The organism is Achromobacter sp. RW408 (assembly GCF_003184165.1).
GTDB classification, from domain to species: domain Bacteria; phylum Pseudomonadota; class Gammaproteobacteria; order Burkholderiales; family Burkholderiaceae_B; genus Achromobacter; species Achromobacter xylosoxidans.
Window position 1 is genome coordinate 23,458 of the sequence record NZ_QHHO01000046.1, and the last position, 12,325, is coordinate 35,782.

A 12,325-nucleotide genomic window follows, 5' to 3' on the forward strand; every position below is an offset into this window, starting at 1 on the left:
ATGAAAAAACCCACTTGCAGCTTCCTCATCCGACTTTCCTTCATCGCCGCGCTGACCGGCGCGGCGGGCGCGCACGCGGCCGACCCTTTGCGCATCGGCGTGCCGGTCGGCCTGTCCGGCGCCAACAGCGTGGTCGCGCCCGGCGTGGTGCAGGCCTCGCAGCTGGCCGCCGATGAAATCAACGCCGCCGGCGGCATCCTCGGTCGCCAGGTGGTGCTGGAGATCGCCGACGACGCCTCGGGCGCGGTCGGCGCGCAGAAGGCCTACGACACGCTGGTGTTCCAGAAGAAGGTGGACGCCATCATCGCCATGGAAACCAGCGCGGCGCGCAACGCCGCGCTGCCCATCGTTTCGCGCGGCAAGGTGCCGTACATCTACACCTCGTTCTACGAAGGCCGCTCGTGCAATCGCTGGATGCACGTCAACGGCTGGGTGCCCGAGCAGCAGGTGGCGCCGGTGGTGGACCACTTCATGAAGGAACGCGGCGCCAAGACCTTCTTCCTGGTCGGCAGCGACTATGCCTTCGGCCGGGGCATGCTCAAGTTCACCCGCGAATACATCGAGAAGCAGGGCGGGCGCGTGGTGGGCGAGGAATACCTGCCCATCGACGGCTCCGACTGGACCCCGGTGGTGTCGAAGATCCGCTCGGCCAACCCGGACGCGCTGATCAGCTCCACCGCCGGCGGCGGCCCCAACGTCAGCCTGGCCAAGCAGGTCAAGGCGGCCGGGCTGACGATGCCCTACGGCAACCTGGCGATCGACGAAGCCACCGCCAAGACCATGGGCGACACGGCGGTCGGCATGTACCTGTCGGCCTCGTACCTGACCAGCATCGATACGCCGCAGAACCGCAAGTTCCTCGACGGCCTGAAGGCCAAGTTCGGCGCCGACGCCAAGACCGCCAACGAGTTCTCGGGCCCGCAGTACGAAGCCTTCTTCCTCTACAAGGCGGCGGTCGAGAAAGCTGGCAGCACCGATTCGCAGAAGGTGGTCAAGGCGCTGAGCGAAGTGTCGTTCGACGGCCCGCGCGGCCCGGTCAGGATGGACCGCCAGCGCCACGCCGCGCTGACCATGCGGCTGGGCCAGGTGCAGCCGGACGGCTCCATCAAGATCCTGCAGACCTTCGACCAGGTCGATCCGGGCGCGCAATGCCCCGACCTGAAGTGACGCGGTAAGCCGCACCCTGCGCGCCGCCGGTCCGCCGGCGGCGCTGGAGAACACAATGGGTTTGATGCTGGACATCCTGAGCACGGCCGCCATGCTGTTCATCGTGACGGCCGGGCTGATGATCATCTTTGGCGTGATGAAGATCGTCAATTTCGCCCACGGCGCCATCATCACGCTGGGCAGCTACGCCGCCCTGGTGGTGACGCGCCTGGGGCTGGACCCGTGGCTGGCGCTGCCGTGCGCGCTGGCGGCGGGGGTGCTGGTGGGCATGCTGGTCGAACGCCTGATCGTGCAGCCGCTGTACAAGCGGCCGCTGGACGCCATCCTGGCCACCTGGGGCCTGGGCATCGTCATCGGCCAGCTCATCACCATGGCCTTCGGCCGCGAGGTGCAGTTCGCCGACGCGCCGATCCAGGGCGCGGTCGCGTTCCTGGGCACCGAGTATTCGGCCTACCGGCTGTTCCTGGTGCCCGGCGCGCTGCTGCTGTACGTGGCGCTGACGCTGCTGCTGAACGGCACGCGTTTCGGCGTGCGCACCCGCGCCGTCATCATGAACGAGGACCTGGCGCGCGGCCTGGGCATCAACGCCGAACGAATCCGCTTCACCACCTTCGCGCTGGGCGCCGGGCTGGGCGCGCTGGCCGGCGCGCTGATCACGCCGCTGTCCAGCGTCGACCCGAACATGGGGCTGCCGTGGCTGGTCAGCGCCTTCATGCTGGTGATGGTGTCGGGCAACTCGATCACCGCGCTGCTCCTGACCTGCCTGGTCTATGGCGCCTGCCAGGTGCTGGTGGGGGTGTACATCAGCCCGATCCTGGGCGGCGTCACCATCGCGGTGCTGGCGGCCCTGACCCTGCGCCTGCGTCCCAAAGGATTCGCCCATGACTGATTCCTCCCTCGCGCAACCGGCGCTGGCCACTCGCGCCGACCCGCGCCGCGCCGCCCGGGGCCGCGACCTGCTGTGGCTGGCCATCGCCTGCCTGGCGTTGACCGTGGCTGGTCCCTGGCTGTTCGACACCTACCTGCTGAACGTGCTGATCAAGGCGCTGTTCTTCGCCGTGGCGGCGGTCACTGTCGATATCCTGTGGGGCTACACCGGCTACCTGACCTTCGGCCAATCGGCCTTCTTCGGCGTCGGCGCCTACGCGGCCGGGCTGGCCTTCACCCATTACGGCTTCTCGCCCGGCATCGCGCTCGCGGCCGCGCTGGTGGCGGTGGGCGCGGCGGCGCTGCTGGCGCTGGCCACCGGCTGGCTGTCGTTCTATCGCGGCGCCTCGCCGTTTTTCGCCACCGTGATCTCGCTGGTATTGCCCATCGTGCTGACCCAGGTGGCGCTGTCCGGAGGCACCTACACCGGTTCGTCGTCCGGCCTGACCGGCTACGACACCTTCGACCTGTCGCTTGAAGCCTGGTACGTCATCGCCGCCGGCGGCCTGTCGATCGTGGCGCTGCTGGCCTGGGTCGCGGTGCGCAGCGACGGCGGCCGCATCCTGGCCGCGCTGCGCGACAACGAGGGCCGTTGCAGCTACCTGGGGCTGAACACCGCGCACTGGCGCATCGCGCTGCTGGTGGTGTGCGGCGCGGTCGCCAGCCTGGCGGGCTTCGGCTACGGCGCCTTCAGCGGCGTGGTGGCGCCGGAACTGACCGGCTTCGTGTTCGGCACCGAACTCATCATCTGGGTGGCGCTGGGCGGACGCGGCACGGTCTGGGGGCCGGTGCTGGGCGCCGTGCTGATCAACGTGGCCGGCTCCTACCTCAGCGGCAACATGCCGTTCCTGTACCAGCTGGTGCTGGGCGTGACCTTCATCCTGGTGATCCTGCTGTTGCCGCGCGGGCTGCTGCCCCTGGTGCTGGCGCCATGGCGCCGGCGGCGTCCGGCGCCGGTGCCGGAGCTGGCGGTGCGCGCGCCGGCCAGCGCATCGGGGCAGGGCGGCGCGTCGGGGCACGGCGGTGCGCCGGGACAAGGCGGCACGCCAGGGCAGGGCGCTACCGATGGCGGCCTGGTGCTGGCCGGCGTGGCCAAGCGCTTCGGCAGCCTCAAGGTGCTGGAAGGCATAGACCTGCGCGCGCGCGGCGGCGAACTGCTGGGCCTGATCGGCCCCAACGGCGCCGGCAAGACCACGCTGATGCGCTGCATCGCCGACGGCGCCGAGCGCAGCGACGGCACGGTCGAGCTATGCGGCCACGCCGTCAAGCGCGACGGGCCGGAGCAGTGCGTGCGTTACGGCCTGGGCCGCAAGTTCCAGAATGCCAACATCTTCGACACGCTGACCGTGGCCGAAAGCCTGCGCATCGCCACCACCCTGCGCGAGCGGCCGTCGTGGCGCCGCCGGTCGCCCCGACTGGCGCTGCCGGCCTATGCGCTGGAGGTGCTGCGCATGACCGGCCTGGACCAGCAACTGGACCGCGTGGCGCGCGACCTGTCGCATGGCCAGCAGCAGGCGCTGGAACTGGCCATGGTGCTGGCGCTGGAGCCGCGCGTGGTGCTGCTGGACGAACCCACCGCGGGCCTGAGCAAGGACGAACGCGCCCGCATCGGCCAGGTGCTGTCGGCACTGGCCCATACCCACGGCCTGTGCTGCCTGCTGGTCGAACACGACCTGGACTTCGTGGCCGAGGTGGCCACGCGCATCATCGTGCTGCACCAGGGCCGCATCGTCATGGACGGCAGCTTCCGCGAAGTGGCCGAATCGGAACTGGTGCGCACCATCTACGCCGGCAACGCGCCGGCCGCGAACAAGACCGCGCAAGCCACCCAGCAAGCCACTGAGCAAGCCGCGCACCAAGACGCCCAACCCGCAACCCCGTCCATCCCGCCCGAAGGAGCCCAACCATGAACGCCGCCCCGGCCTTGCGCCTGGAAAACGTCGCCAGCGGCTACAAGGGCGCCGTGGTGCTCAACGACATCTCGCTGTCGGTGGCCGGCGGCGCCTGCGTGGCGCTGCTGGGCAAGAACGGCATGGGCAAGAGCACGCTGCTCAAGACCGTCATGGGCTACCTGCCCAAGCTGCGCGGCACCGTCAGCCTGGGCGGCGTCGACGCCACCCGCCTGCGGCCGCACGAGGTCGCCCGCCGCGGCGTCGCCTACGCCGCCCAGGACCAGCCGCTGTTTCCCGACCTGAACATCCGCGACAACCTGCGCCTGGGCCTGCCCAACGACCGTCTGTTCGACGAACGCTTCGGCGAGATCGCCGACCTGTTCCCGGTGTTCGCCAGCCGCCTGCGGCAGTACGCCGGCACCCTGTCCGGCGGCGAGCAGAAGATGCTGCTGGTGGCGCGCGGCCTGATGCAGCGGCCGGCCCTGCTGCTGCTGGACGAGATCACCGAAGGCCTGCAGCCCTCGGTGATCGAGCGGCTGGGCCGGGCGCTCAACTGGGAACGCGAGCGGCGCGGCACGTCCATGTTCATCGTCGAACAGAACGTGGCCTTCGCGCTGGACGTGGCCGACCGCTACCTGGTGCTCAAGCAGGGCGCCATCGTCGACCAGGGCGAGGCTGGCGCGCCGGGGGCCGCCGGCCATATCATGGACCACCTCAAGGTATGAGTCTTGTTTCGTAGAAGGATGCGCTTATGACTGCCCGCACTGACAGGGACGCCGCCACGCCGGGATGGCGCATCGGCGTGCTGTACTCCCGCAGCGGCGTGACCGGCACCACCGAATCGCAGCATTTCTTCGGCACCGTGCTGGCGGTCGAGGAAATCAACGCGCTCGGCGGTGTGCTGGGCCGGCCGCTGGAACCGGTGGTCTACGACCCGCGCAGCGACGCCGAGGAATACCGCCGCCTGGCCGCGCGCCTGTTGCTGGACGACGAGGTCAACGTGATCTTCGGCGGCTGCACCTCGCACTGCCGCAAGGCCATGCTGCCGGTGATCGAGCGCAACAACGCGCTGCTCTGGTATGCCTCGGTCTACGAAGGCTTCGAGTATTCGCCCAACATCATCTACACCGGCGCCGCGCCCAACCAGGGCAGCATGCAGCTGGCCGCCTACCTGATCCAGCACTGCGGCAAGCGCATCTTCCTGGTCGGCGCCGACTACATCTACCCGCGCGAAACCAACCGCATCATGCGCGACACCGTCGAGGAACACGGCGGCGAGATCCTGGACGAAACCTACCTGCCGCTGGGCTGCGACGAAAGCGATATCATCGACGTGGTGCGCGACATCCGCCGCATCAAGCCCGACGTGGTGTTCTCGACCCTGATCGGCGACGACGCCCAGCGCTTCTACCGCCGCTACCACGCCGCCTGCGAGGCCGACCCGGGCGCGCCGCACATCCCCATCGCCAGCCTCACCATGGCCGAATCCGAGGTGGCCGAAATCGGCCCCGGCCTGTGCGCCGGCCACATCACCGCCGCCACCTACTTCAACACCGTCGACTCGCCCGCCAACGCCCACTTCCTGGAACGCTGGCGCGCCCGCTTCGGCGAGCGGCCCGCCAGCGTCTACGCCGAGGCCTGCTACAGCCAGGTGCACCTGTTCGCGCGCGCCCTGCAGCGCGCCGGCAGCCTGGACACGCGCAAGCTGATGCAGGCGCTGCACCAGGTGGGCTTTGACGCGCCGGCCGGGCGCCTGACCATCCTGGCCGAGAACAATCACAGCGTCCTGACCCCGCGCATCGGCGTCTGCCGCGCCGACGGCCGCTTCGACATCGTCTGGGCCAGCGGCGAACCGGTCAAACCGGACCCCTACCTGACGGCCTTCGGCCTGGACGAATTCTGGCTGGCGTGATCATGGACCATAGCCTCCGCCGCCTTTACGAAGACCTGCGCAGCGTGGCCGTCGCCGTGGCCTATCCGCCCGGCGAAGACCGCGACCTGCTGGTCGAGCAGCTCAAGCGCATCGGCTGCCGCATCCACCTGGTGTGGCCGTTCCCCGACAAGCCGCCCGCCGGCGCCGACGTGGTGTTCTTCCAGGTCTCGCAATGCGGCCAGAACCCGTTCGCCTGGTCCGCCAGCGAGGTCGACGCCACCCTTATCGCGCTGTCCGAATACGAAACCCCCACCACCTTGAAGCAACTGCTCAAGACCAACGCCCACGGCGTGCTGACGCGGCCGTTCCGCTCGGCCGGCATCCTCAGCACCCTGGTGCTGGCGCGCTCGGCCAAGCAGTTCCAGAACCGCCAGCAGAACAAGATCGACAAGCTGGAAAGCACCATCAAGGCGCGCCGCGTGATCGAAAAGGCGATCCGCGTGCTGATGGACCACCAGCGCCTGGACGAACGCGCCGCCTACGAACATATGCGAACCCGCGCCACCGGCCTGCGGGTCAGCGTGGCCGAGGTCGCCGCCATGATCGTCGAGGCCAGCGAAGCCATGGAAAAACTGGGCCTGGGCGGCGCGCGCCCCGACCCGCAGAACAACAGCAACAACGGAGGCAAGGCATGAAAGTCATGATCGCCCGCATGAACCACGAGACCAACACCTTTTCGCCGGTGCCCACGCCACTGTCCGCCTTCGGCAACGACGGCCCGACCTACGACCGCGCCGCCTACGACGAGAACCACGGCAAGCGCACCGCCATGTCGGCATTCATCGACCTGGCCGAGGCGCGGGGCGCCACGCTGGTCACGCCCGTGTCCGCCACCGCGTACCCCAGCGGCCGCGTCGACGGCCAGGCCTATCGTGAACTGTGCGACCGCATCGTCGCCGCCGCCGCCGGCTGCGACGCGCTGCTGCTGGACCTGCACGGCGCCATGGCCGTCGAAACCACCGACGACGGCGAAGGCGACCTGCTCGAACGCCTGCGCCAGCAGGCCCCGGGCGTGCCGATCGCCGTCGCCCTGGACCTGCACGGCAACGTCACGCAAAAAATGATCGACAACGCCGACGTCATCATCAGCTTCAAGACCTACCCGCACGTCGACATGTACGAAACCGGCGAACACGCCGGCCGCATCCTGTTCGACTGGCTGGCCGGCGGCCCGCGCCCGCGCCTGGCCTGGCGCCGCCTGCCGCTCATGAGCCACACCCTGCGCAGCAACACCGCCGAAGGCGCCATGCGCCGCGCCGTGCAGGCCGCGCGCGGCGCCGAGGCCGGCGGCATGCTGGGCGTGTCGGTGCTGGCCGGCTTCGCCCTGGCCGACATCCCCGACCCGTGCCTGAGCGTCATCGTGGTCGCCGCCGGCGACGCCGAGGCCGCCGACCGCGTCGCGGCCGGCCTGGCCGCCGCCATCTGGGACGACCGCGACGGCTTCGTCTACGAGGCCGAACCCCTGGCCGCCTCGCTCGACCGCGCCGTCGCCCTGGCGCGCGGCGCCGACCGCCCCGTGCTGCTGCTGGACCATGGCGACAACTGCATGTCCGGCGGCACCTGCGACACCATGGACGTGCTGATGGCCGCCGTCGACGCCGGCCTGACCGGCATCGTCGCCGGCCTGTACTGCGATCCCGAAGCCGTCGCCGCCATGATCGCGGCCGGACAGGGCGCCCAGGTGGAACTCCCCGTGGGCAACAAACGGCCCATCCCCGCCATCGGCCGCCCCGCCGCGCCGGTCACGCTGACGGGCACCGTGCGCGCCATCACCGACGGCAGCTACGTCATCACCGGCCCCACCTACACCGGCCAGACCGCCTGCATGGGCCGCAGCGCCGTGCTCGACATCGGCGCCGCGCAACTGGTCATCACCGAACGCACCCACGAACCCTGGGACCTGGGCGTCTTCGAAAGCCTGGGCATCGACCCGCGCGAGGCCCGTTTCATCCTGGTCAAATCGCGCATGTACTGCCGCCCGGTGTTCGTGCCGATCTCGTCCGCCCTGGTCGAATGCGACAGCCCGGGCGTCACCAGTTCGGATTTTTCATTGTTCCCGTACCAGCGGCGCAACCGGCCGCGCTATCCGCTGGAACCGTTCAAGCCGGCGCATATGTCGCCATGAGCTACATCGGCTATTGCCCCGTGTCTGAAATGTGCGGGAGGCGTGCGACCGCCGCTTATGTGCTGTCGAAGGTGTGTTCGCACGAGCGAAGGGCGTGCCCCGGTGTTCGACCAAGTTCTAGTCGCTAAAAATTTGACTAACTAGGTTACCCACCATTGGATTAACGCTAATTAAAGCAGTTTTTTATTGAAAGAAAGGAGCGTTGCAAAAAATCTAAGTCCTTTATGTTCTTAACTGCTGCAATAGAAATCCGTGCGCATAAAAAAAAGCGGTTGCTTCCTGCAATTACTTTGTTCTTGGATATGGCGATTACTTGAGAGTCTTCCTTTAGTTCGACCGGTGAGAATAGGCTGTATGTCATATACGGGAACATCTCTTGTGTGGTGTCATAAAAATTCCCCACCGGATGCGTCGGAATTATTTTATACGGACTTTCAATGTTGTATGTCCATCTACGATATCTTCCACCATCATGCTCGGCGATAATGGGGGAGATGTGGGAGGGGAAGATGTCGATCTTGAAGTCTTCGTAGGCGCCGACGATATAGAAATTTGACATTAAATTCCACGTCCTTCGATACCATATTTTGGATTGTATGTGGCCACCTTGCCATTAAGCTCTTTGCATAGTTTTCTTATTGTTGGGCTGAATTTGTATGTATTAGGTATGTGAATTCTATTTATGTGATTTTTTTTGAGTGCGTAACCAGCGTCTAAACAAAACTCAAAGAGCCATGCGTGCGGGTCCGTTTCCTGGAACATAAAATCCACTACGGGCGTTGAGAAGTACTTTTCTAGGACCGGTCTTGCAGATGAGCAGGCTATATGAGAGTTTATTTTTTCTACGGCTGGCCAGGGAAGGCTATATAAGTCGGTTGCGAGAGTATAAAATTTTTCATAGTCACAATTCACCATCTCGAGGAATAAATTTTGGTCGAGTTTTGGTTTGAAAAAGCCAAACTTGATGCTTCCTGTGTCGATTGGGCTACCCGCCTTGAAAAAATCGCAGTTATCCGTTAAGAATAGACTGTTCATCTCTATTACTATAGATCCCCTAAGGCGAGGAGGGTTTCCGATGGGCGCGCCAATGTTGAAGTAATCGGAACTTGGACTCCCTGAGGTGCTCTGGTTGATAATGTTATTTATGATATGAATTTTGTTTAATGTAAGTGTTTTAGAGAATTTCTTCATTTTATTTTAGTTTTTCTGCTTTGTAATTTTTTCTGCCATTGGCCGTTCGCTGAATTCAATATCTCTTGGTAGCGGTTTTGATATATATCGACCTTTGCAACGGTTATTTCGTGGCCGTCTTTGTCGTCTTCTTCTTTTTTCTTGTCCATTGTTATGTTGTGCTCTAACTCATACAGTGCACAGACTGTGGCGATGTTCATGGCCATTCTTTCTTCGTACATGAATTTACTTAGCAATTGACCGGCTAAGCTCGCAAGGGAACTGGTTATTAGGGCAGTTACGGTGATGTAGAAAAGCGATGCTTGGGTGTTTATTGCTATCAAAAGGGTGGTAAGGGCACTCAAGAGTATCTGACTCAAGGAATAAAATCTGTTACTTTTTTGATTTTGGGCGCGTTTTTTATTAAATTCATCTATCCGCCGTTTCATCTGAATTTCTAATTCGACCAAGCTCTTTAATCTATGTTCTGGTGTAGGGGTTTGCTCCTTGGGTGTTTTTTCAGAAATTAATCCAAGCACTGTTGTGTATGCGACGACAAATACAGAACAAACTGCCATTGCAAAAAAAATTGCAACGAACCAGCCTGCAATCGGATGGCCAATAAAAAACTCTACGATTATTGTGGAAAATTTTCCGCCTAGAAGTGCAATAATGATGCCGAGCGTAACTCCCAACAGGAACCGCCCATATTTAGAAACGCAATTTCGTAGCGCTTCCTTCCAAGCTTTCAACATTTCGCTTCTCTCATAGATTTATTGCGGTCACAGAATGTAACACGATGATCGTGGCAGTGCATCGCAAGACAGCTAGGACAGTTCCGCGCAGGACGCAGAACCTATTCAAGCGGGAAACGAGTCGCCAGGTGCGTGCGGCGACATGCGAATGAGTTGCATGGAGGTCAATGAATTTGAGCGATGGAGATCTGCTTAGATTGACTGCTCTTTCTGCGGACTCAAAGCCGCGCGTAAGCCTACAAGCCATTGCCACGGCTAATGAGCGAAGAATTTACCGGTAGAGCTATATGAGCGAAGCGAGGCTTTGGAACCGGCCCGGAATGAAAGTGACACGCTCGCTCATTCTGCCGCTATGTCTCGTCTACTCAGTGCTCCGCGCCTTGAACCCAGCCGGGCTTTCCAGTTCAATGGGACGTTTCGCGGGCGGCACGCCGCCGCCCGGCCCCTTACCTGTTGGAGCGGCATATGGCTACGGTGCATCTGTTGTCGGATGAAGAAGCGCGCAAGATCCCCGAGGCGTGGGCGGTGTTCGAGGACATCCGCGCCACCCGCAAGTCCGATTTCGTCAACAACTTCTGGCGTGCCCTGGCCAACGACCCGCCGCAGCTCAAGCGCGTCTGGGAACAGCTCAAACAGGTCATGATGGCCGATGGAGAAATCCCGCCCCTGGTGCGCGAGATGATCTACATCGCGGTGTCCACCGCCAACGGTTGCAGCTACTGCATCCATTCCCACACCGCCGCCGCCCGCGCCAAGGGTATGACCGACGGCCAGCACGCCGAACTGCTCGCCGTCATCGGCATGGCCGCCCAGACCAACGCGCTGGTCACCGCCATGCAGGTGCCGGTCGACGACGCCTTCGCCGTGAAGTAGGGCGCCGCCATGGCGACCATTCCGCTGTTCCCGCAGTCCAACGCGCTGTTCCCCGCCGGCGTGCTGCACCTGCGCATCTTCGAAGTGCGCTACCTGGACATGATCCGCCGCTGCATCGCCGACGGCACCGAGTTCGGCGTGGTCGCGCTGCTGGCCGGCAACGAGGTCCGGTCGCCCGAAGGCCAGGAGGTCCTGGCCGACGTCGGCACGCTGGCCCGCATCGACGCCTGGGACGCGCCCATGCCCGCCTTGCTGCAATTGCGCTGCGTGGGGACGAGCCGCTTCCGGCTGGTTTCCAGCCAACTGGCAAAATACGGTCTTTGGATGGGCGAAATCGAACCCATCCCCGACGACCCGCCGCTGCCCGTGCCTGCGCCGCTGCAACCCTGCGCCGACGCGCTGGGGAGGTTGGTGGCGCAATGGCAGCAGGAAGGCGTGCCCGCCGACCGCATGCCGGTGGCGCCGCCGTACCGCCTGGATGAATGCGCCTGGGTGGCCGACCGCTGGTGCGAACTGCTGCCGCTGCCGGCGGCCGACAAGGTCCGGCTGCTGGCGCTGACGGACCCGCGCGCTCGTCTTGAAGCCGTGCGCATCGCGCTGGAAGGGCCGCAGGCCTAGCCAGCCACAGGCGGCGCTGCTTTGGCGGAGCAGGGCAACGCGAGTCGGGCTCGAACTGTTTTTTTGGACACCATGAATATCAGGATTGACGAAGGCCTGCGTGCCTATATTGACCCCTTGACCGACGACGAGCGCGAGGCGCTCGAACGCAGCCTGCTGGCCGAAGGCTGCCGCGACGCGCTGGTGCTGTGGGGCGACCTGCTGATCGACGGCCACAACCGCTACGCGCTGTGCATGAAGCACGGCATTCCGTTCGAAACGCGCCAGAACACCTCGTTCAAGTCGATGGACGACGTGCACCTGTGGATGATCGAAAACCACCTGGGCCGGCGCAGCGTATCGGATTTCCAGCGCGGGGTGCTGGCGCTGCGCAAGAAGGAAATCCTGCAATCGCGCAGCGTGCCGCCGTGGGAAGACGACGGCAGCACGCCGCCGCCCGAACCGCCGCCCATCCCGCCCGCGGCTGCATTGAGCCGCCAGGCGCTGGCGCGCGAGGCGCGCATCAGCAGCAATACGCTGGGGCAGATCGAGAGAATCCAGAAAGCCGCCGCGCCGGAACTGGTGCGGGCGGTGAAGGACGGCGCGATTTCCATCAACGCCGCGGCGGCGGTGGCGACCTTGCCACCGGAGCGGCAGGCCGCGGCGGTGGCTGGCGGCAGGAAGGAACTGCAGCAGGCGGCGCGCGAAGTGCGCCAGGCCAAGGCGCCGCCGCCGAAAGAGGCGGTGCCGGATATCCCGATCGAGAATATCGCGGATTTGCCGGCGGAGGTGGCGCGGCTACGGGAGTTGCTGGCGCGGTTGACGGACGAGCGGGATCAGTTGAAGAAGAAGGTGATGCATCTGACGGTGGCGCTGGCCGAGGCCA

13 protein-coding genes are annotated in these 12,325 nt (G+C 64.5%); 10 read left to right on the forward strand and 3 right to left on the reverse strand.

The window, feature by feature from the left end; all coding sequences use genetic code 11:
* Genes DK459_RS10090 through DK459_RS10120 form a run of 7 tightly spaced genes read left to right on the forward strand, consistent with a single transcriptional unit; the run spans position 1 to position 8,044 of the window.
* Positions 1 to 1,167: a substrate-binding protein gene (locus DK459_RS10090; RefSeq protein ID WP_047990953.1), complete on the forward strand. Its 1,167-nt coding sequence runs from the start codon at positions 1 to 3 to the stop codon at positions 1,165 to 1,167.
* A 55-nt stretch (positions 1,168 to 1,222) separates the two neighbouring features.
* On the forward strand, positions 1,223 to 2,056 hold the full coding sequence (locus DK459_RS10095; RefSeq protein WP_020927965.1) for a branched-chain amino acid ABC transporter permease: 834 nt from the start codon (positions 1,223 to 1,225) through the stop codon (positions 2,054 to 2,056).
* Positions 2,049 to 4,004, forward strand: coding sequence for an ATP-binding cassette domain-containing protein (locus DK459_RS10100; protein WP_110134695.1), 1,956 nt, complete (start codon positions 2,049 to 2,051; stop codon positions 4,002 to 4,004). The genes DK459_RS10095 and DK459_RS10100 overlap by 8 nt, the downstream gene beginning before the upstream one ends.
* The gene (locus tag DK459_RS10105) at positions 4,001 to 4,711 is read left to right on the forward strand and encodes an ABC transporter ATP-binding protein (RefSeq protein WP_054444703.1); all 711 of its coding nucleotides are present in this window, start codon (positions 4,001 to 4,003) and stop codon (positions 4,709 to 4,711) included. The genes DK459_RS10100 and DK459_RS10105 overlap by 4 nt, the downstream gene beginning before the upstream one ends.
* 26 nt (positions 4,712 to 4,737) lie before the next feature.
* Positions 4,738 to 5,898: a transporter substrate-binding domain-containing protein gene (locus DK459_RS10110; RefSeq protein ID WP_024069054.1), complete on the forward strand. Its 1,161-nt coding sequence runs from the start codon at positions 4,738 to 4,740 to the stop codon at positions 5,896 to 5,898.
* A gap of 2 nt (positions 5,899 to 5,900) precedes the next feature.
* Positions 5,901 to 6,554 carry an ANTAR domain-containing response regulator gene (locus tag DK459_RS10115; protein ID WP_006386262.1) on the forward strand — a complete coding sequence of 218 codons (654 nt, stop codon included), beginning with the start codon at positions 5,901 to 5,903 and terminating at the stop codon, positions 6,552 to 6,554.
* Positions 6,551 to 8,044, forward strand: a complete 1,494-nt coding sequence (locus DK459_RS10120; RefSeq protein ID WP_070542535.1) for a M81 family metallopeptidase — start codon at positions 6,551 to 6,553, stop codon at positions 8,042 to 8,044. Before DK459_RS10115 ends, DK459_RS10120 begins: the two co-directional genes overlap by 4 nt.
* A 166-nt stretch (positions 8,045 to 8,210) precedes the next feature.
* Here DK459_RS10120 and DK459_RS30380 read toward each other — a convergent pair whose 3' ends face one another.
* Genes DK459_RS30380 through DK459_RS10125 form a run of 3 tightly spaced genes read right to left on the reverse strand, consistent with a single transcriptional unit; the run spans position 8,211 to position 9,969 of the window.
* Positions 8,211 to 8,603: a hypothetical protein gene (locus DK459_RS30380; RefSeq protein WP_146221889.1), complete on the reverse strand. Its 393-nt coding sequence runs from the start codon at positions 8,601 to 8,603 to the stop codon at positions 8,211 to 8,213.
* Positions 8,603 to 9,235, reverse strand: coding sequence for a hypothetical protein (locus DK459_RS30385; protein ID WP_146221890.1), 633 nt, complete (start codon positions 9,233 to 9,235; stop codon positions 8,603 to 8,605). The genes DK459_RS30380 and DK459_RS30385 overlap by 1 nt, the downstream gene beginning before the upstream one ends.
* Complete coding sequence (locus DK459_RS10125) at positions 9,232 to 9,969, reverse strand: SLATT domain-containing protein (protein ID WP_110134696.1); 738 nt, start codon at positions 9,967 to 9,969, stop codon at positions 9,232 to 9,234. Before DK459_RS10125 ends, DK459_RS30385 begins: the two co-directional genes overlap by 4 nt.
* 465 nt (positions 9,970 to 10,434) lie before the next feature.
* Here DK459_RS10125 and DK459_RS10130 point away from each other — a divergent pair, with 465 nt between their 5' ends.
* The 3 genes from DK459_RS10130 to DK459_RS10140 form a co-directional block, all read left to right on the forward strand.
* A complete protein-coding gene (locus DK459_RS10130) occupies positions 10,435 to 10,842 on the forward strand; it encodes a carboxymuconolactone decarboxylase family protein (protein ID WP_006386267.1) in 408 nt (135 codons plus the stop codon).
* A gap of 9 nt (positions 10,843 to 10,851) precedes the next feature.
* Complete coding sequence (locus DK459_RS10135; protein ID WP_110134697.1) at positions 10,852 to 11,460, forward strand: LON peptidase substrate-binding domain-containing protein; 609 nt, start codon at positions 10,852 to 10,854, stop codon at positions 11,458 to 11,460.
* Between the two features lie 72 nt (positions 11,461 to 11,532).
* A partial coding sequence (locus DK459_RS10140; protein ID WP_110134867.1) for a hypothetical protein occupies positions 11,533 to 12,325 on the forward strand: 793 nt, incomplete at its 3' end.

Excerpts from the sequence above, each read along its gene's own strand:
- DK459_RS10120 (WP_070542535.1), top strand. The coding sequence starts at position 6,551 with ATGAAAGTCATGATCGCCCGCATGAACCACGAGACCAACACCTTTTCG.
- DK459_RS30385 (WP_146221890.1), bottom strand. The coding sequence starts at position 9,235 with ATGAAGAAATTCTCTAAAACACTTACATTAAACAAAATTCATATCATA.
- DK459_RS10125 (WP_110134696.1), bottom strand. The coding sequence starts at position 9,969 with ATGTTGAAAGCTTGGAAGGAAGCGCTACGAAATTGCGTTTCTAAATAT.
- DK459_RS10110 (WP_024069054.1), top strand. The coding sequence starts at position 4,738 with ATGACTGCCCGCACTGACAGGGACGCCGCCACGCCGGGATGGCGCATC.
- DK459_RS10100 (WP_110134695.1), top strand. The coding sequence starts at position 2,049 with ATGACTGATTCCTCCCTCGCGCAACCGGCGCTGGCCACTCGCGCCGAC.
- DK459_RS10135 (WP_110134697.1), top strand. The coding sequence starts at position 10,852 with ATGGCGACCATTCCGCTGTTCCCGCAGTCCAACGCGCTGTTCCCCGCC.
- DK459_RS10130 (WP_006386267.1), top strand. The coding sequence starts at position 10,435 with ATGGCTACGGTGCATCTGTTGTCGGATGAAGAAGCGCGCAAGATCCCC.
- DK459_RS10095 (WP_020927965.1), top strand. The coding sequence starts at position 1,223 with ATGGGTTTGATGCTGGACATCCTGAGCACGGCCGCCATGCTGTTCATC.
- DK459_RS10115 (WP_006386262.1), top strand. The coding sequence starts at position 5,901 with ATGGACCATAGCCTCCGCCGCCTTTACGAAGACCTGCGCAGCGTGGCC.
- DK459_RS10090 (WP_047990953.1), top strand. The coding sequence starts at position 1 with ATGAAAAAACCCACTTGCAGCTTCCTCATCCGACTTTCCTTCATCGCC.
- DK459_RS30380 (WP_146221889.1), bottom strand. The coding sequence starts at position 8,603 with ATGTCAAATTTCTATATCGTCGGCGCCTACGAAGACTTCAAGATCGAC.
- DK459_RS10105 (WP_054444703.1), top strand. The coding sequence starts at position 4,001 with ATGAACGCCGCCCCGGCCTTGCGCCTGGAAAACGTCGCCAGCGGCTAC.